Origin of the sequence: Caballeronia sp. J97, from assembly GCF_905220305.1 — a bacterium.
Taxonomy (GTDB): Bacteria; Pseudomonadota; Gammaproteobacteria; order Burkholderiales; family Burkholderiaceae; genus Caballeronia.
Map to the genome: position 1 here is coordinate 48364 of NZ_CAJMZL010000001.1, position 17706 is coordinate 66069.

A 17706-nucleotide genomic window follows, 5' to 3' on the forward strand; every position below is an offset into this window, starting at 1 on the left:
CCTGACGTCCGATGCCGGTCGGGTCAATCGAGGGTTTGCCCGAGGAGAAGCCTTTGCAGCGTGCGCACGACGTCGTTCCAATCGCCGAGGCGACGGGCGCGCGCGAGACGCATCGACGGATACCACGGCGTGCGATGCGGGTCGCGTTCGTAACGCCACTCCGCCACATGATTGAGGAACAGATAACACGGCTTGCCGAGCGCGCCCGCGATATGCGACAGGCCGCCGTCGTTACCGACGAACGCATCGAGCCTGTCGATGATGCTCACGCTTTGCGCCAGGGTCAGTTCGGCCGCGAGCGTGGTGAAATGGCCGAGATCGTTCGCGCGCGAGTCGCGAAGCCAGCGTTTGCGCTCGAAGCCGCGCTGCATGACGACCCAGTGAATGTCCGGTGTGCTGTCGAAGAGCGGGACGAGATCGGGCAGGGCGAGGCTGCGGCTGGCGAAATTGTTCGCCGACTCGCACGACGACCAGAAGATGCCGACGCAGCGCCGTCCGCCCGCGCGCTGGCGTATGTCATCGACGATTGCATCGACGCTAAACGGTTCGACCGGCTCGATGTAGCGTGCCGAGGACGCATAGCCGAGCATCGGAAAGAGGGCGGTGAAAAGGGCGAACGGATCGGTCCACGACGCGCCGTCCGAGGCGACGACGAAACCGGCCGCGCGCAGGGCCTCCGCGTCTCTCGCCCGTTCGGTCTGCGGCATCGCGAAGCGATAGGTCCGATCCGAGCCGTCGCCGAATCCGATCTGCACCCCGAGCGCCTGCAGCGCGCCGGCGTAGCGCACCCAGTTGACCTGATCGCCGTGGCCCGAGGCCATCGAGGTAAGCATCATATGGGCCGGCAAATTGCGTTGTCCGCACCAGTAGTGCTCGACATCGACATCGGGAAACAGCACGCGCCGCGCTTCCCGTGACGACCAGTAGCGATGGAACAGTTCGATGCCGTTCGCGATGCCCTCGAGCCGCATCGCGCTGCGCCCCTGATGATGACCGAGCACATAAGCCGAATGCTCGTCGATGCCGTCAGCGCTCAGCTCCAGAACGCGCTCGTCCGCGCCAAGATAGTGCCAGCCGTAGACGCGCCACAGGAAGGCGAAGATCGGCTCGACGTCGGGCTTGGCGCCCACGTATTCGATCATGCCGAGCGCGACTTCCCTCAGCCCGAGATGGGCGCACGCGTCGCACAGGCTATGCACCTGGAACCCGAACGTGCTCGACTGGCGCGTGATCCGGCAACAGAGATCGACCGCGCGCAGAAACTCTCCCGCGCGCAGATGCGCGAGCGCGCGCCAGTGCCAATAGTCGGCGGTGTGCCCGTCCGCCGCGAGGCGGTCGTCGAGAAACCGAAAACATTCCTCGATCTCGCCCGCGTAGAGTTTGGGATAAAGCTGCGCATAGTCGTCGATCATGGAATGAACGTCGATCATCGGGAGCGGCGTCATCGCGCGAATAAGTTTATCGACGCGCTAGAAGCGACTCGTAATCACAAAAATTTCGGGTCGTCGAATAATGTTTTGGCAAGTCTGGAGTTATTGAAATAATCGCGCTGCATCTCGACTCAAGTATAGGTTCTGCAGCGAACGATTTCGCTCAAAACGATCCGAGCCACGAGCCCAGCACGATCACGACGACAAGCGCGACGACCGCGCCCACGATGCCCACCATCACGATGTCGCGATAGCTCTCGCGATGCGTCGAGCCGCACACCGCGAGCAGCGTCACGACGGCGCCGTTGTGCGGCAGGCTGTCGAGCGTGCCCGACGAGATCACCGCGACGCGATGCAGCAGGTCGGGCGCGATGTGATGTTCGGCGGCGAGCCGCATGAACGTGCCGCCGAGCGCATCGAGCGCGATCGTGAGGCCGCCCGATGCCGAGCCGGTCAGCGCGGCAAGGAGGTTGGTCGCCGCGGCGAGCGAGACGAGCGGCCCGCCGCCGATGCCGAGCACCCACGCGCGCACGAGCTCGAAGGCGGGCAGGGCGGCGATCACCGCGCCGTAGCCCACGAGACTGCCCACGCTCAGGACGGGCAGCACGGCTGCGTTGGCGCCCGCGTCGATGCTCTGGCGCAGCGCGGGCAGACGCGCGCGATTCAGCGCCACGAGCACGACGATGGCGATCGCCAGCGCGACGCACACGCCCCACACGCCGCCGACCGCCGCGAGCGATGTCGCGCCCCAGCGCGGCTGCGCGAGGTAGCTCGCGTCGATGCGCGGCAGCACGAGCACATTGGCGACGAAGTTCACGCACACGACGATGACGAGCGGTGCGATCGCCACGCCGATGGGCGGCAGGTCGGCACTCACGTGGCCGTGCTCGACCTCCGCCGGATCGAATGCCTGGGAGACTGTCGCGCGTTCGCGCACGAGCTCGCTGTCGGCGCTGGCCGCGAACGTGTCCGCGCCCGTGCCGAAGCGCTCGCCGTTGCGGCGCGCCTTCGACGCCTGCATGTCCAGCCACCAGAGGCCGAACGCCGCCATCACCGCGCTCGCGACGAGACCCAGGCCGGGGGCGGCGAACGGCGTCGTCTGAAAGAAGGGCATCGGAATTGCGTTCTGGATCGCGGGCGTGCCGGGCAGCGCGGACATCGTGAAAGTCGACGTGCCGAGCGCGATCGACGCGGGCATCAGACGGCGCGGAATGTCGGCGCGCTGAAACAGCGCCACGGCCATCGGCGCGATCACGAAGTACGCGACGAAGAGGCTGACGCCACCGTACGTCACCAACGCGCCGCCGAGCACGACAGCGAGAATCGCCCGCTGCGCGCCGAATTTCTCCATCATGAAGCGCGCGATCGCCTGCACGGAGCCGCTGTCTTCCATCAGCTTGCCGAACAGCGCGCCGAGCAGAAAGATCGGGAAGAACTGCGCGAGAAAGCGCGCGGCGGCGAGCATGAAGGTCTGCGTCCAGTGCGCGAGCACCGGCTCGCCGGAAAGGAACGCGGCGACGATCGCGGCGAGCGGCGCGAGCAGCAGGATGGTCCAGCCGCGATACGCGAGACCGATCAACAGGACGAGGCTCGCCAGCATGCCGGCGAGACCGAAGTAGAGCGTCATCGCGTCAGACTCCCTGCAGGAATTCGTCGAGATCGAGCGTGGAGCGCTTGCCGATCGCATCGGCGTGATCGCTCAGGAAACGTTCGGCGCACGCGCGGCCTTCATCGCGCAGCATCGTGAGGAAATCCCATTCGGCGTTGAGTTTCGACGAATGGCCGAGCGCGCCGACTTTCGCGCTCGCGATCCGGTGGATACGCATGCCGCCCCAACGCCGGCCTTCGTCGGAACCGGCATCGGCAACTTCGCGCAGCATTGCGATCATGCGCAGTTCCTTGATGAGCGGCGCGTTGAAGGTGATCTCGTTCAGGCGGCTCGCGATCTCGCGCGCGGTACGCGGGGCGTCGGCGCGCGCGATCGGGTTGACCTGCACCAGCACGGTGTCGCTCGACACGCATTCGCGCACGAGCGGCGTGATCGTCGGATTGCCGGAATAGCCGCCGTCCCAATAGGCTTCGCCGTCGATCTCGACGGCCTGGAAGAGCGTCGGCAGACATGCAGATGCGAGCAGCACGTCAGGCGAGAGATCCGCGTTGCGAAAGACGCGCGCGCGGCCGCTGCGCACACAGGTCGCCGTGATGAAAAGCTTGATCGGCGCGTCGCGCAGATGCGCGAAGTCGATGCTTTGCCCGAGCACATGGCCGAGCGGATTCAGGCCGGTCGGGTTCAGATCGTATGGCGAGAAAAGCCGCGCGCCCATTTCCATCGCGAGGAACATCGGCGAATGATCGAGCGTCCAGCGGCCGAGAAGCACGTCGAACGGTCCGCGGCGAAACGGGCTGAAGCGCGCGGCGTCGGAAACGCGCCGCCAGAAGTTTTCCAGCGCACGTCGCGCGCCGGGTGCGCCGCCGTGCAGATAGCCGCTCGTGAGCACGGCGGCGTTCATCGCGCCCGCCGATGTGCCCGAAATGCCTTCGATATGCAGCGACGATTCTTCGAGCAGCCGGTCGAGCACGCCCCACGTATAGGCGCCGTGCGAGCCGCCGCCTTGCAGCGCGAGGTCGATGGGCGCAGTGATCGATACAGCCATGCAGGCTCCTTGTCGGAGGTGGTTGGCACAGGGAACGATACTCGGCGCGTCGCGAAGCCATGGTGACAGAAGCTAGCGTAAACCAGAATTCGACGCCGGCTTCGTACCTTAGTGTATCTTTAACAGCTACACGAAATGATGATAATTTATCTTATGTTAAATTAGCGATTCGCGGACGGAGCGGCGATGCCGCTGCCTCAATCCATCGCTCCGGCCCGCTCCAGCAGAAACGCCCGCTCCCGCGCATTCTTCGTGAGCGACGCCGCGCGCTCGAACTCCGCGCGCGCCTCGTCCTTGCGCCCGAGCCTGGCCAGCAGATCCGCGCGCACGCTCGGCAGCCAGTGATAGCGCTTCAGCACGGGCGCGTCGGCGAGCGCATCGACGATCGGCAGCGCTGCTTCCGGGCCGTACGCCATGCTCACCGCGACAGCGCGATTCAACTCGACGACCGGCGTCGGCGCGGTCTGCATCAGCGCGTCGTAGAGCGCGACGATCATCGGCCAGTCGGTGTCGGCCGCGCTCGGCGCGCGCGCATGGCACGCCGCGAGCGCCGCCTGCAACGCGTACACGCCGCGCGCACCGCCCAGCGCTTCCGATCGTTTCAGCGCCGCGAGCCCGCGCCGGATCAGAAGCGGATCCCAGCGGCTGCGGTCCTGGTCCGGCAAGAGCACCGGCCGGCCTTGCCGGTCGACGCGCGCCTTGGTCCTCGACGCCTGAATCTCCATCAAAGCGACCAGGCCGTGAACCTCGCTCTCGTCCGGCGTCAGCTCCGCGAGAATGCGCCCGAGCCGGAGCGCGTCTTCGCACAGCGCGGGACGCATCCAGTCGTCGCCCGCGGTCGCCGAATAGCCTTCGTTGAAGATCAGATAGATCACTTCGAGCACGGAGCCGAGCCGCGCGGCGCGCGCGTCGGCTTTCGGCACTTCGAACGGCACGCGGGCCGCCGACAACGTGCGCTTCGCCCGCACGATGCGTTGCGCGATCGTCGGCTCGGGAACCAGGAACGCGCGCGCGATCTCGTCGGTCGTGAGTCCGCCGATCAGGCGCAGGGTCAGCGCGGCGCGCGCATCGACGGACAGCACCGGATGGCACGCCGTGAAAATGAGCCGCAGCAGATCGTCGCCGATATCGTCTTCGCGCGCGGCATCGAGCGCATCGACGAAATCGGGCGTGATGTGCGCTTCCTGCGCGTCGAGATCGCGGCCGTACTCCTCATGCTTGCGCGCGTGCAACGCGTGCTGCCGCAGCCGGTCGAGCGCCTTGTTCTTCGCTGTCGTCATGAGCCACGCTCCCGGCTTCTCGGGCACGCCCACGCCCGGTTGGCTCCAGTGTTCCAGCGCGGCGACGAACGCGTCCTGCGCCAGTTCCTCGGCCAGCGCGACATCGCGCACGACGCGCGCCACGCTCGCGATCACCTTCGCGGACTCGATGCGCCACACCGCGTCGATGGCGCGCCGGGCGGCATCGTCCGCGGCGTCGTGCTGGTTCGCGCGGCCCTTCACGCCGCTTCCGGATTCATGTGCACGAGCTCCCAGATATGACCGTCGAGGTCCTCGAAGCCGTGGCCGTACATGAAGCCGTGATCCTGCGGCTCGCGCGGCACGCGTGCGCCGGCGGCGACCGCCTTCGCGACCAGATCGTCCACTTCCGCCCTGCTCTCGCACGACAGGCACACGAGCGTCTCGGTGCTCGCGTGCGCGTCGGCGATCGGTTTCTCGGTGAAGGTCTGGAAGAACTTTTCGACGAGCAGCATCGCGAAAATGTTCTCGCCGATGACGAGGCACGCGGCGTCTTCGTTCGTGAACGCGGGATCGAAACTCAGCCCCAGCGCCTTGAAGAAGGTCATCGAGCGCCTGAGGTCGCGAACCGGAAGGTTCACGAAAATCTGCTTATGCATGCCGGAGATCTCCAGGTTGGATCGTGACACGGGACGCCCGAACCGCGGCCCTTACCTGCACGACGATCCGCGCGCGCCGAAATCGACACGAACTTCAGGAATAGCACGGCCCGACCTTGCGGACTTCGATGGTGCACCACTTCGCCGCCGGGCATTCGGCGGCAATCGCGAGCGCTTGCGCGCGGGTTTCGCAATCGATCAGGAAGAAGCCGCCGATCATTTCCTTGGCCTCGGCGAACGGCCCGTCGATGATGCGGGCATCGCCGTTCGAGCCCGTGACGCGCGCCGCATCGTTCAGCGATGTCAGCGACTCAACCGCGCGCAGCACGCCGCGCGACTTCAGTTCATCGGCGAACTCCACCATCTGGCGATACGCCTCGCGCCCTTCCTCCTGCGTGCGCTGGCCGCGTTGTTCGACCGGTTCCACGACGAGTAGCAGATAAGCCACGACGAATCTCCGAGTGTTTTTTTTGATGCGTTCAAGTCTATCTCGATATTGACAAACACGAACGCGCCCATCGATACTGCGACACATGCACGCAGCCCTCATTCTCTCCATCGCCGCGATTAAAAACCGTATGAACGCCATCTGTGGCGGGTCATCGGGACAGCGTGTGCGCTAGCGAGACAGGCAAGCAAACAAATTCCGAAGGCCCCGCCGCAAGACGGGGCCTTCTTGTTTTTGCGTGCAAGGTTCCGTCTTCGGCTCACATCAATGGAGAGCAGAGATGGAAGAGGTATCGCAAGTTTTCGCGCGTCAGGGCGTCGGCCACGGCGTGGCATCGGGGCGCCTCGACGCATCGGGCGCGCGCGTCGTGGTCCATGTCGAAGTGCACCCGCATCAGATGGTCTCGTGGCGGCTCACGCGCGATGCCGAACTGCGCATCGCAGACGCGTCCGTGTGGCTGACGCGTCATCGCGATCCGTACGATTACTGGATGAAGCCTGGCGATGTCGTGCTGCTCGCGCGCGGCGAGCGCGTGTGGCTCACGTCGGAGAGCGATCGGCCGGTCGAGGTGTCGCTCACGTCGTATCGTGCCGCGAAGCGCGGATTGCTTTCGCGCTGGTTCGCGCGGTACTGGCCGCGCCTCGCCGAAGAGCACGCGAACGCGTTGTGATGACGCGAACGCTCACGGCTCGACGCAGCGAAAGTTCGCCGCGACATTGATGCTGCCGCGGCCGAGATAGCGCGGATAGTTCGGATAACGACATATCGGCCGGGTGCGTCCGTTGGTGGCGGGCGCGATGTCGCTGCCGATGAGCGTTTCCGGCGCGACGCCGTTGCTCACCCATTCGTCGAGCGCGCCGAGTTCGTCCCACGCGGGAATGAACACGCCGTTGCCGTGCTGAAATCCCGGCACCATGTAGAGGCGCATGAACGAATCGACGGTGTCCTTTCCGTAGCGATCGATCAGCCCGCGATAGAACGCGATCGTCTGGTTCGGGCTGATGACTTCGTCGGCGAGGCCGTGCATCGCGATGAGCTTTCCGCCGCGCGCGATGAACGCGGAGAAATCCGGGTTCATCGCGCCGACGGTGTATGCGAGCGTCGTGAGGCGCTGCTTGTAGCGGCCGGGATTGTCGAGGTCGAAGGTCAACGCACTGAAGCCGAGATCGCGCGTGACGAAGTGGCGGATATAGGCATCCCCTTGCGCGAACAGATAGCCGTTCGCGGCGAAGGTCGGCGGATTGAGCAGCACCGGCGAATCGCCGAGACCGAGCGTGCCGGAGAAGTCCACGCCCTGGAACACGTTGTAGCCCGGATAGGCATCGACGTCGTAGGCGAGCGGATACGGCAAGGTGACGCCGTCGCGCAGCGTCTCCAGCGTGTCGATCTGCGCGTCCGACAGACAACTGTCGCGCAAGGAAGGACGCTGCCCGTTCGCGCAGCGCAGCGACGCGATGATCTGCGGCTCGAGCTTCCTGCACGCTTCGACATTGCTGACGATGCCGTCCGCCGCGCCGTCGAGCCGGTCGCATTCGTGCATGACGGTCTCGAACACGCGCCGCTGCTGCGCGAGCCCGACGAAGCCGCCCGGCTTCGCATACGACGCCTGCCCGACTTTCACGCCCATCAGCCGCACGCCGGAGAAGTTGATCGCCGGCGCGTTGGCGATGACGCCGTCATAGTCGTTCGGAAAGCGTTCGATCACGGTGAAGCCTTCGCGGCCGCCCGTCGAGCCGCCCGCGAAGTAGGTCTTGTCGGGCGCGCGTCCGTAGCCCATCTGGATCAGCGCGAGCGCGACGTCGCGGGTTTTCTTCAGATGCCCGAAGCCGAAGTTGACGATGGCCTCGTCGTTGATCGCGAAGTCCGCGCGTCCCGCGTTGCCGACGTGGCCCGAATCGGAGCCGAAGGTCGCGTAGCCGCGGGCGAGCGGCGTCGAATCGGGTGCGAACGACATCGGCTCCGTGCCGGACACGATGGTGCCGTTATAGCCGCCGCCGCCCATCTGCAAGGCGCGGCCGTTCCAGCGGCTCGGCAGATTCACTTCGAAGCGGATATCGGGCGTCGTGTCCTGCAGCGCCTTGATGAAGCCCGTGATGCGGCAGTAGTCGCCGTTGCGGTTGCCGGGCGCGGCCGCCTTCACGACCCACGCGGAGACGATCGTCGCGCCGCGCGTCGGCAGGCCGATGACCGATGCGGGCACGGCCTTGCCCTCGAGATCGTCGCAATGCTTCGTCACATAGGCCGCCGCGCCGGCGTTCGATATCGGCGCGAGCGCGAGCAACGCGGCGATTGCCGTGAAGCGGAAGAAGTCGGACGAAAGCTGGCGGAAGAAGCGAAACACGTCTCGGATGCAGCTAATTCAAAAGCCGCTCAATATATAAGAACAGTTTGACGATAGCCATTCGGGTCTCCCGGCCGTTGCAGCGGCACAACCGGTCATTCGCCGTCCCACTCGCCGCGCAGGTCGCTGTTTTCGAGAAGCTGCAGCAAGGTTTCGGCCGGACGGCTCAGATGTTTCGCGCCGAACGCGATGAATTCGACCTCTGGGAGCTCCGGCAACTCCGCGCGATTCAAGGGCGGCGCGAGGCCCCGCGCCGCGAGGAAGTGCGAACGCACGGTCAGCCCGAGCCCGCCGCGCGCCGCCGCGATGCAGCCCGCGTGGCTGCTGCTCGTGCAGACCATCTGCCAGCTCGCGCCCGACATCGCGAGCGAATCGAGCACGACGCCGCGCGTGACGCTGGGCTCCGAGACGAGAATGAGCGGCAATGGTCCGGCCGTGTCGACGACGGTGCCCGGCTTCGCGAGCCATTCGAGCCGGCCGGAAAAGAGCCGCATGCCGCGCGCGTCGCCCAGACGGCGCTTGCCGACGGCGAGATCCAGCTCGCCCGCGTCGACCATCTGATAGAGACGTCCCGTCATGCCGATCGTGATTTCAAGCTCGACGTCCGGATGCGTGTCGCGAAACGCGGCGAGCACGCTCGGCAGCGGCCCGAGCGCGATATCGTCGGATGATCCGAGCCGCACGCGCCCGCGCAATCGCGGCGAGCTGAACTGCGATTGCGCATGCGCCATCGCTTCGAGAATCACGCGGGCGTGCACGAGCATCGCTTCGCCGTCGGCGGTGAGCGCGAGCGAATGCGTGTCGCGCACGAAAAGCCGCCGGCCGACGCTCTCCTCCAGCCGGCGGATATGCTCGGAGACGCTCGATTGCCGGAGGCCGAGCTGGCGTCCCGCATCGGTGAAGCTGTGCGACGCGGCCACCGTCGCGAAGGTGTTCAGCCAGACTGGATTGAGCATGCGCCATTGTGATCGGCAATGACGATGACAGTCAATGCGGTTAGCGGTCTTCCCGATGACCTCGCAAGTCACTAAGATTTCACAATGCGCGGCGGAAACCGGTTTCAAACCCCTTTCCGATGACTTTCGAACTCGCGCGCGCCCCAAGCCCACTGCCCTTTCACATGACCAGACAGTCTTCGCACACGGCGCTTCTTTGGATCGTCGCCGTGGGTTTTTTCATGCAGGCGCTCGATACGACGATCGTCAACACGGCGCTGCCTTCGATCGCGCGCAGCCTCAACGCCGCGCCGCTCGCCATGCAGTCGATCGTCGTCGCCTACACGCTCACGATGGCGCTGCTCACGCCCGCCTCCGGCTGGCTCGCCGACCGCTTCGGCACACGCCGCGTCTATCAGGTGTCGATTTCGCTCTTCGTGATCGGCTCGCTCGCCTGTGCGAGCGCGCATTCGCTGAACCAGCTGGTGCTCGCGCGCGTGCTGCAGGGCGTCGGCGGCTCGATGCTGCTGCCGATCGGGCGGCTCGCCGTACTGCGCGCCGTCTCGGGCGAAGCCTACGTCTCCGCGCTCGCGATGATCTCCGTCGCGGGCCAGGTCGGTCCCATTCTCGGCCCGACGCTCGGCGGCTGGTTCGTCGAGTCGTTCTCGTGGCACTGGATCTTTCTGATCAACGTGCCGATCGGCGCGGTCGGCCTCTACGCGGTGCAGCGTTTTCTGCCGAACGACACGGCGCACGATGCCCCGCCCTTCGACTTCGTCGGCTGCGGATTGTTGTCGATGTGCATGGTGTCGTTCTCGCTCGCGCTCGATTGTCCGGTCGAGACGCATCGCGGCGCCGTTTCGGCGGCGCTTTTCGCGCTCGCGGCCGTGTCGGCGTTCGCCTATGTGCCGTACGCGCGGCACAAGCGAAATCCGCTCTTTCATCTCGCGCTGTTCCACGAGCCGAACTTCAGCGTCGGGCTGATCGGCAATCTGCTGTGCCGGATCGGATCGAGCGCCGTGCCGTTTCTGCTGCCTCTTCTGATGCAGCTCGAGCTCGGCTACAGCCCGCTGCATTCGGGCTTGATGATGCTGCCGATCGCCATCGCCGGCACGATCAGCAAACGCTGGATCGCGCAGCTCGTGAAGCGCTACGGCTACGACATGTTCCTGCTCGTGAACACGGCGTTCGTCGGCGCGTCGATCGTCGCGTTCGCACTGTTCTCGCCGGGGCTGCCGCTCGCCGTCGAAATCGCGATCCTCGCCGTGTTCGGCGCGTGCAACTCGATGCAGTTCGCCGCGATGAACAGCGTCACGCTGAAAGGCCTGTCGATCAAGGACGCCGGCAGCGGCAACAGCCTCTTCTCGATGGTGCAGATGCTCGCGATCGGCCTGGGCGTATCGATCGGCGGATCGCTCGTGCAGGTGTTCCAGGGACCGTTCTCCACGTCGACCGGCTTCAAGCTGAGCTTCGTCTGCATGGGCGTCGTCACCTTGCTGTCGGGAGTCGTGTTCCGCTATCTCGATTCCGCGCCGCAGGGCGTCGCGCCCGCCCGCGCCGGCACGTCCTGACGGTTGCGGCTATTCTGTCGGACCCATCGAATCGTTTTCTTCTGGAGCGCAACCGTGCAATACCGCAAATTCGGCAACACCGGTCTCACCGTTTCGCGTCTCACACTCGGCACGATGACCTTCGGCCTGCAGACCGAGGAAGACGTGTCGCGCAGCATCATGGACCGCGCGGCGGACGCGGGCGTCAATTTCATCGACACGGCGAATGTCTATCCGCTCGGCAGCGGGCACGATCTCGCGGGCCGCACCGAAGAGATCGTCGGGCGCTGGCTCAAGGGCCGCCGCGACGACTACATTCTCGCGACCAAGGCCGTGCATGAAATGGGGCCGCTCGCGTGGCACAAGGGCGCATCGCGCAAGCATCTGCTCGACGCGATCGACGCGTCGCTCAAGCGGCTGGATACGGATTACGTCGACCTGTATCAACTCCACAACGACGATCACGACACGCCGCTCGATGAAACGCTCGAAGCGCTCGACACCATCGTGCGGCAAGGCAAGGCGCGCTATATCGGCGTGTCGAATTTTCTGGCGTACCGGCTCGCGCGCGCGCTCGGACGCTCGGACGTGCTGCGCGTCGCGCGCTTCGTCTCCGTGCAGCCGCGCTACAACCTGCTGTTTCGCCAGATCGAGCGCGAGTTGTTGCCGCTCTCGACCGAGGAAGGACTCGCCGTCATTCCGTACAACCCGCTCGCGGGCGGGCTGCTGACGGGCAAGCACAGCTACGATGCCGGCCCGAGCGAGGGGCGCTTCACCGGCGCGGTCGGCAAGGCGGGCGCGATGTACTCGCAGCGCTACTGGCACGAGCGCGAGTTTCACACGATCGAGCAGATCAACAAGATCGTCGCGCCGACCGGTCGCTCGCTTGCGAGCACGGCGCTTGCGTGGGTGCTGGCGAATCCGGCGGTGACCTCGGCGATCATCGGCGCGAGCCGGCCCGATCAGTTGAACGAGACGCTCGCGGCCGTCGATCAGCCGATCGATCCCGAGATCAAGACGAAGCTCGACGAAGCGACGGTCGAGTATCGCTTTGGCGACGCGTTGCGCTGATCGTTCAGGCGCGGGCCGCGCGCGCGCGATACACGCCTTCGAGCGAGTAGATCGCGAGCGCGGTCCAGATCGCGCCATAGCCGATCAGCTGATCGTGCCCGAAGAATTCCTGATAGATCACGACGCCGATCAGCAATTGCAGCGACGGCGTGATGTACTGGATGAGCCCGAGCATCGATAGCGGAATGCGCCGCGCGCCTGCCGCGAAAAGCAGCAGCGGCACCGCGGTCACCGGCCCCGCCGCCGCGAGCAGCAGCTTCACGCCGAGCGAAGCATGCTCGAAGCCGCTCCCGCCGTGGGAGTTCAGGAAGAAAAGATAGAGCAGCGCGACCGGACAAAGCAGCATCGTTTCCAGCGTGAGCCCCTCGAGCGCGCCGAGCGACGCGGTCTTGCGCAAGAGCCCGTAGCCGCCGAACGTCAACGCGAGCGCGAGGCTGATCCACGGCGGCGCGCCGTTCACCCATGTCAGCCACGCGACGCCGAGCGCGGCGATCGTCACTGCGATCCACTGCACCGGCCTCAGCCGCTCGTGCAGGAAAGCCATGCCGAACAGCACGTTGACGAGCGGATTGATGAAGTACCCCAGACTCGCCTCGACGATGCGCCCGGCGTTCACCGCCCAGATATAAATGCCCCAGTTCGCCGACAGCAGCACGGCGCTCGCCGCGAAGCGCGCGAGCAGGCGCCGGTCGCGCAGGACGGGGCCGAGCCACGCCCACTGGCGGCGCGCGGTCATGACGATCAGCAGAAAGACCATCGACCAGGCCATGCGGTGCGCGAGCATCTCGACCGCGCCGATCGAATGCAAGGCCTTGAAGTAGATCGGGAAAAGGCCCCAGATGGCAAAGGCCGCGAATGCGTAGACGACGCCTGGATTCATTGTTCGATGCGTAGAGCGGACATGGCCGCGCACGAACGATCGGCTCGTGCGTCCGCGCCTCTTTGCCGTTTTGCCGGAAAGCGATCCGCAAGGATTGGAAGCCGGATTTTAGTCGACGCGCGGGGTCCGGCTCCAGTGGCCACCGAGTAATTTGCCGATTCGCGGCGAACCCTTGAAGGAAATCCGGCTCGAACCCTGAGCGCGAAGGCCGTCCGAAGGGCCGTGCTGGCATGGCCGGCCTCGCGAATCGCCGTCCCCCCGTTCGCCTGTCTCATTGGTCACGCATGAATAACCAAACCGTCAATCAAAATTTTTTCCATATCTTGCTGTGCGCCGTGACACTTGCGCTCGCCTGGGTGTTGCTGCCGTTTTTCGGCGCGATCTTCTGGGGCGCGATTCTCGCCATTCTGTTCCAGCCGATGCAGCGCTACCTCGCCGCGCGCTTCGGCAAGCGCCGCAATCTCGCCGCGCTGACGACGCTGGCCGCCGCGATTCTCATCGTCATCATTCCGGTGGCGATTGTCGCGGTGACGCTGGTTCAGGAAATCGCCCTCGTCTACGCGCGGATCAAAAGCGGCGATCTCAATTTCGGGCTTTACTTCCAGCACGTATTGCATGCGCTGCCGGTATCGGCGCAGCAACTGCTCGGGCGTTACGGGCTCGACGACATCGGTGGCGTGCAGCGCAAGCTGATGGAAGGCGCGACGCAGATCAGCCAGTTCGCCGCGACGCAGGCGCTCTCGATCGGGCAGAACACGTTCCAGTTCGTCGTGAGCTTCGGCGTGATGCTTTATCTCGTGTTCTTCCTGTTGCGCGACGGCGGCGAGATCGGCCGGCGCATCCGGCGCGCGATTCCGCTCGATCCCGAACCGAAGCAACATCTGATCGCGAAGTTCACCACGGTGGTGCGCGCGACGGTCAAGGGCAATATCGCGGTCGCGGCGGTGCAGGGCCTGCTCGGCGGCCTGATCTTCTGGATTCTGGGCATCAACGGCTCGCTGCTGTGGGGCGTGCTGATGGCGTTCCTGTCGCTCTTGCCGGCGGTCGGCGCGGCGATCGTATGGGCGCCCGCGGCGCTCTACTTTTTCATGACGGGGCAGATCGTCAAGGGACTGATACTCGTCGTGTTCTGCGTCGTGGTGATCGGACTCGTCGATAACGTGCTGCGGCCGATTCTCGTCGGCAAGGACACGAAAATGCCCGACTGGGTCGTGCTCATTTCGACGCTGGGCGGGATGGCGCTGTTCGGCATCAACGGGTTCGTGATCGGGCCGCTGGTCGCGGCGTTGTTCATGGCGAGCTGGGATTTGTTTTCGCAGGACGAGGCGAGCAAACAGTAGGCGCAAAAAGAAAAAACCGGCTCACAGGAGCCGGTTCTTGATTTCGAGCGTGGTTCAGCGCGTGTTCGGCGCCGTATAGCGGCACTCGAACCGCTTCCTCACCGTCCCGTTCTCATCGACGCTCTCCAGATACACATCGAACTGCCACAAGCGCGCCATGTGCTTGAGCACTTCATCGCTGTCGTTCGCCAGATGGCGGTTATCGGTCATGAAGTGACGCAGCGTAAGACTGCGATCGCCCCGCGTATTCACCGAATACACCTGAATGTTCGGCTCGCGATGATGAATGTCGTATTGCCGCGACAACGCCTGCCGCACATAACGATACCCACTGTCGTCATGAATCGCCGACACTTCCAGCGCGTCGCGCATGTCGTCGTCGAGAATCGAGAACAGGCGCATTTCGCGAATCAGATGCGGCGACAGATACTGCGCGATGAAGCTTTCGTCCTTGAAGTTGCGCATCGCGTAATGCAGGGACTCGAGCCAGTCGCTGCCCGCGAGCTCCGGGAACCACTCGCGGTCCTCGTCCGTGGGGTTTTCGCAGATGCGGCGAATGTCGCTCATCATGGAAAAGCCGAGCGCGTAGGGGTTGATGCCGCTGTAATACGGCTTCGTCACCGGCGGCTGATACACGACGTTCGAATGCGAGTGCAGGAACTCCATCATGAAGCTGTCTTCGAGACGGCCTTCGTTATAGAGCGTGTTCAGCAGCGTGTAATGCCAGAACGTGGCCCAGCCTTCGTTCATGACCTGCGTTTGCCGCTGCGGATAGAAATATTGCCCGATCTTGCGGACGATACGAATGACTTCCCGCTCCCACGGTTCAAGCAGCGGCGCGTTCTTTTCCGCGAAGTACAGCAGATTTTCCTGCGGCTCCGGCGGATAGCGGCTTTCGATTTCCTCCGGCGAAGGCTCCTTGCCCTTCGGCAGCGTGCGCCACAGTTCATTGACCTGCGACTGCAGATACGCCTCGCGCTCGCGCCGCATCGCCGCTTCCTTGGCGAGCGATAGTTTCTGCGGCCGCTTGTAGCGATCGACGCCGTAATTCATCAGCGCGTGGCACGAATCGAGCAGTTCCTCGACGCGATCGAGGCCATACCGCTCCTCGCACTCGGCGATGTAATTCTTCGCGTAGACGAGGTAATCGATGATCGCGTGCGCGTCCGTCCAGAGACGGAAGAGATAGTTGCCCTTGAAAAACGAGTTATGCCCGTAAGCCGCGTGGGCGATCACGAGCGCCTGCATCGTCATGGTGTTCTCTTCCATGAGATACGCGATGCAGGGATTCGAATTGATGACGATTTCGTACGCGAGGCCCATTTGCCCGCGCCGATAACCTTTCTCGGTGGCGAGAAAGTGCTTGCCGAACGACCAGTGCCGATAGTTCACCGGCATGCCGACAGACGCGTAGGCGTCCATCATCTGCTCGGAGCTGATGATTTCAAGCTGGATCGGATAGGTGTCGAGACCGTAACGGTTCGCGACGCGCGAAATCTCGGCGTCGTACTCCTCGATCAGTTCGACGCTCCAGTCCGACGGGCACGGCAGCGGCCGCCGCTTCTCCGAAACATTCATTCTGCCTTCCTCGTGCGCCTCGTCTGCCTTCGCGGACGCCTTGCGTTGCCTTGCCTCTGGTCCAAGCCGGGAGTCGGCACGATCGTCCGTGCCATCCAGCTGATACCCACGCGTTTCGTTATGCAAGTGCCGCGTCGTCATGCGGCCGCCTGCTGTTTCTCGAACAGCTCACGGAATACCGGATAGATGTCCGCGGCCGAATCGACCTTTTTCATGGCCAGCTCGGGCGCGCCCATGGCAAGCTGAGCATACTCCAACCAGAGATTTTGCTCCTCCGGCGCAACTTGAATATAGGCAAAATACCGGACCTTAGGCAGGATGTCGTCCGACAGCAGCTTGCGGCATTTCGGGGAATCGTCCGTCCAGTTGTCGCCGTCCGAAGCCTGCGCGCCGTAAATATTCCATTCAGTCGGCGAGTAACGCTCGTCCATGATCTTCTTCATGAGTTCGAGCGCGCTCGACACCACCGTGCCGCCGCTCTCCGTCGAATGGAAGAAGGTGTCTTCGTCGACTTCCTCGGCGCGCGTATGGTGCCGGATGAACACGACTTCGATCTTCTCGTAGTTCCGCTGCAGGAACAGATACAAGAGGATGAAAAAGCGCTTGGACAAATCCTTGCGCTGCTCGTCCATCGAGCCGGAGACGTCCATCAGGCAGAACATCACGGCCTTGCTCGACGGCGTCGGCTGCTTCACGCGATTGATGTAGCGCAGGTCGAACGGATCGATGAACGGAATGCGCGTGATCCGGCCCTGCATGACGACGATATCCGCCTCGAGCCGCGCGATCTCTTCCTGATCGGCGTTCTCTTCCTTCAACTGCTCGAGCTGGCGCTCCATCTCGCGCAACTGCGACGCGAGCGGCCAGCCGAGCGCGATGCGTCGCCCGAGCGCGGAGCGCAGAGATCTCACCACGTCGATGTTGTTCGGCGTGCCTTCCGCCGCCCAGCCCGCGCGCACGTTCTTCCAAGTGGGCACGGCGAGCAGTTGAGTTTTGACGAGGCGCGGCAGTTCGAGGTCGTCGAAGAAGTACTGCATGAATTCTTCGCGCGAGAGTTCGAAGACGAAATCGTCCTGCCCTTCGCCCTCGTTGCTGGCGCTCTTGCCGCCGCCGCCCGCGCCGCCCGGCGGACGCGGAATCTTGTCGCCGCGTATGTAATCGGCATTGCCCGGATGGACATACTCGCGCTTGCCGCCCGGTCCGTGACGGAACGAGGGCTCGGAGATGTCCTTCTTGGGAATGGTGATGCTCTGCGTGCTTTGAATGTCTTTGATGCTGCGATCGCGCACCGCGTCGGACACGGCGCGGCGAATGTAACTCTTGACGCGTCGCAGGAAGCGCTCGCGGTTCGCGATGCTCTTGTTCTTGCCGGCTAACCTGCGGTCGATGATTTGGTGCAGCACATCCAGTCTCCCGCGTTATTGGCGAGGGTGTAAGACGCTGCGCGAGCGCTCGGCAGTGCGCGTCGTCTTCCGTCTCGCAAAGTGTCCATTGTGCGCTCCGGACGCAATTCATGCGCCCGGCGCGCAGGGACATCCTGACTATCGCTTTGCGCGGGACTGGAGTCGAACGCCCGGGCGCC

The 17706-nt window shown here is 64.5% G+C and carries 15 protein-coding genes; 4 read left to right on the top strand and 11 right to left on the bottom strand.

Going from position 1 to position 17706, the window contains the following annotated elements:
- Positions 1 to 23: 23 nt before the first annotated feature.
- The 6 genes from U4Y90_RS00240 to U4Y90_RS00265 all read right to left on the bottom strand — a co-directional run bounded on the left by U4Y90_RS00240 (position 24) and on the right by U4Y90_RS00265 (position 6429).
- The gene (locus U4Y90_RS00240) at positions 24 to 1430 is read right to left on the bottom strand and encodes a glycosyltransferase family 9 protein (RefSeq protein WP_321791020.1); all 1407 of its coding nucleotides are present in this window, start codon (positions 1428 to 1430) and stop codon (positions 24 to 26) included.
- Positions 1431 to 1593: 163 nt separating this feature from the next.
- On the bottom strand, positions 1594 to 3057 hold the full coding sequence (locus U4Y90_RS00245) for a GntP family permease (RefSeq protein ID WP_321791022.1): 1464 nt from the start codon (positions 3055 to 3057) through the stop codon (positions 1594 to 1596).
- Positions 3058 to 3061: 4 nt separating this feature from the next.
- Complete coding sequence (locus U4Y90_RS00250; protein ID WP_321791024.1) at positions 3062 to 4084, bottom strand: patatin-like phospholipase family protein; 1023 nt, start codon at positions 4082 to 4084, stop codon at positions 3062 to 3064.
- A 197-nt stretch (positions 4085 to 4281) separates the two neighbouring features.
- On the bottom strand, positions 4282 to 5586 hold the full coding sequence (locus tag U4Y90_RS00255) for an RNA polymerase sigma factor (protein WP_321791026.1): 1305 nt from the start codon (positions 5584 to 5586) through the stop codon (positions 4282 to 4284).
- A complete protein-coding gene (locus U4Y90_RS00260) occupies positions 5583 to 5981 on the bottom strand; it encodes a VOC family protein (RefSeq protein WP_321791028.1) in 399 nt (132 codons plus the stop codon). Before U4Y90_RS00260 ends, U4Y90_RS00255 begins: the two co-directional genes overlap by 4 nt.
- A 94-nt stretch (positions 5982 to 6075) precedes the next feature.
- Positions 6076 to 6429: a YciI family protein gene (locus tag U4Y90_RS00265; RefSeq protein WP_321791030.1), complete on the bottom strand. Its 354-nt coding sequence runs from the start codon at positions 6427 to 6429 to the stop codon at positions 6076 to 6078.
- A 280-nt stretch (positions 6430 to 6709) separates the two neighbouring features.
- On the opposite strand from U4Y90_RS00265, the gene U4Y90_RS00270 reads away from it, so the two are divergent.
- On the top strand, positions 6710 to 7099 hold the full coding sequence (locus tag U4Y90_RS00270; protein ID WP_321791032.1) for a DUF2917 domain-containing protein: 390 nt from the start codon (positions 6710 to 6712) through the stop codon (positions 7097 to 7099).
- A gap of 12 nt (positions 7100 to 7111) precedes the next feature.
- Here U4Y90_RS00270 and U4Y90_RS00275 read toward each other — a convergent pair whose 3' ends face one another.
- Complete coding sequence (locus U4Y90_RS00275) at positions 7112 to 8770, bottom strand: tannase/feruloyl esterase family alpha/beta hydrolase (protein ID WP_415749270.1); 1659 nt, start codon at positions 8768 to 8770, stop codon at positions 7112 to 7114.
- A gap of 95 nt (positions 8771 to 8865) precedes the next feature.
- Positions 8866 to 9726: a LysR family transcriptional regulator gene (locus U4Y90_RS00280; RefSeq protein ID WP_321791034.1), complete on the bottom strand. Its 861-nt coding sequence runs from the start codon at positions 9724 to 9726 to the stop codon at positions 8866 to 8868.
- Positions 9727 to 9890: 164 nt separating this feature from the next.
- Between U4Y90_RS00280 and U4Y90_RS00285 the strand changes: the two genes are divergently transcribed.
- Both U4Y90_RS00285 and U4Y90_RS00290 read left to right on the top strand, forming a co-directional pair.
- Positions 9891 to 11276 carry a DHA2 family efflux MFS transporter permease subunit gene (locus U4Y90_RS00285; RefSeq protein ID WP_415749271.1) on the top strand — a complete coding sequence of 462 codons (1386 nt, stop codon included), beginning with the start codon at positions 9891 to 9893 and terminating at the stop codon, positions 11274 to 11276.
- A gap of 54 nt (positions 11277 to 11330) precedes the next feature.
- On the top strand, positions 11331 to 12326 hold the full coding sequence (locus tag U4Y90_RS00290; protein ID WP_321791038.1) for an aldo/keto reductase: 996 nt from the start codon (positions 11331 to 11333) through the stop codon (positions 12324 to 12326).
- Between the two features lie 4 nt (positions 12327 to 12330).
- On the opposite strand, the gene rarD is transcribed toward U4Y90_RS00290, so the two are convergent.
- Positions 12331 to 13206, bottom strand: a complete 876-nt coding sequence (gene rarD, locus U4Y90_RS00295; protein WP_321791040.1) for an EamA family transporter RarD — start codon at positions 13204 to 13206, stop codon at positions 12331 to 12333.
- A gap of 284 nt (positions 13207 to 13490) precedes the next feature.
- Here rarD and U4Y90_RS00300 point away from each other — a divergent pair, with 284 nt between their 5' ends.
- Positions 13491 to 14546 (top strand): AI-2E family transporter, encoded by a 1056-nt coding sequence (locus U4Y90_RS00300; protein WP_321791042.1) that lies wholly within the window; start codon positions 13491 to 13493, stop codon positions 14544 to 14546.
- Between the two features lie 54 nt (positions 14547 to 14600).
- Here the strand turns inward: U4Y90_RS00300 and U4Y90_RS00305 are convergent, their stop codons facing one another.
- A complete protein-coding gene (locus U4Y90_RS00305; RefSeq protein WP_321791044.1) occupies positions 14601 to 16265 on the bottom strand; it encodes a SpoVR family protein in 1665 nt (554 codons plus the stop codon).
- Entirely contained in the window at positions 16262 to 17527 is a 1266-nt protein-coding gene (locus U4Y90_RS00310; RefSeq protein WP_321791045.1) for a YeaH/YhbH family protein, read from the bottom strand. Before U4Y90_RS00310 ends, U4Y90_RS00305 begins: the two co-directional genes overlap by 4 nt.
- Positions 17528 to 17706 lie beyond the last annotated feature (179 nt).

Bases quoted from the DNA above. Each gene is read 5' to 3' on its own strand.
- U4Y90_RS00240 (WP_321791020.1), bottom strand. From the start codon at position 1,430: ATGATCGACGTTCATTCCATGATCGACGACTATGCGCAGCTTTATCCC.
- U4Y90_RS00245 (WP_321791022.1), bottom strand. From the start codon at position 3,057: ATGACGCTCTACTTCGGTCTCGCCGGCATGCTGGCGAGCCTCGTCCTG.
- U4Y90_RS00250 (WP_321791024.1), bottom strand. From the start codon at position 4,084: ATGGCTGTATCGATCACTGCGCCCATCGACCTCGCGCTGCAAGGCGGC.
- U4Y90_RS00260 (WP_321791028.1), bottom strand. From the start codon at position 5,981: ATGCATAAGCAGATTTTCGTGAACCTTCCGGTTCGCGACCTCAGGCGC.
- U4Y90_RS00270 (WP_321791032.1), top strand. From the start codon at position 6,710: ATGGAAGAGGTATCGCAAGTTTTCGCGCGTCAGGGCGTCGGCCACGGC.
- U4Y90_RS00280 (WP_321791034.1), bottom strand. From the start codon at position 9,726: ATGCTCAATCCAGTCTGGCTGAACACCTTCGCGACGGTGGCCGCGTCG.
- U4Y90_RS00285 (WP_415749271.1), top strand. From the start codon at position 9,891: ATGACCAGACAGTCTTCGCACACGGCGCTTCTTTGGATCGTCGCCGTG.
- rarD (WP_321791040.1), bottom strand. From the start codon at position 13,206: ATGAATCCAGGCGTCGTCTACGCATTCGCGGCCTTTGCCATCTGGGGC.
- U4Y90_RS00300 (WP_321791042.1), top strand. From the start codon at position 13,491: ATGAATAACCAAACCGTCAATCAAAATTTTTTCCATATCTTGCTGTGC.
- U4Y90_RS00305 (WP_321791044.1), bottom strand. From the start codon at position 16,265: ATGACGACGCGGCACTTGCATAACGAAACGCGTGGGTATCAGCTGGAT.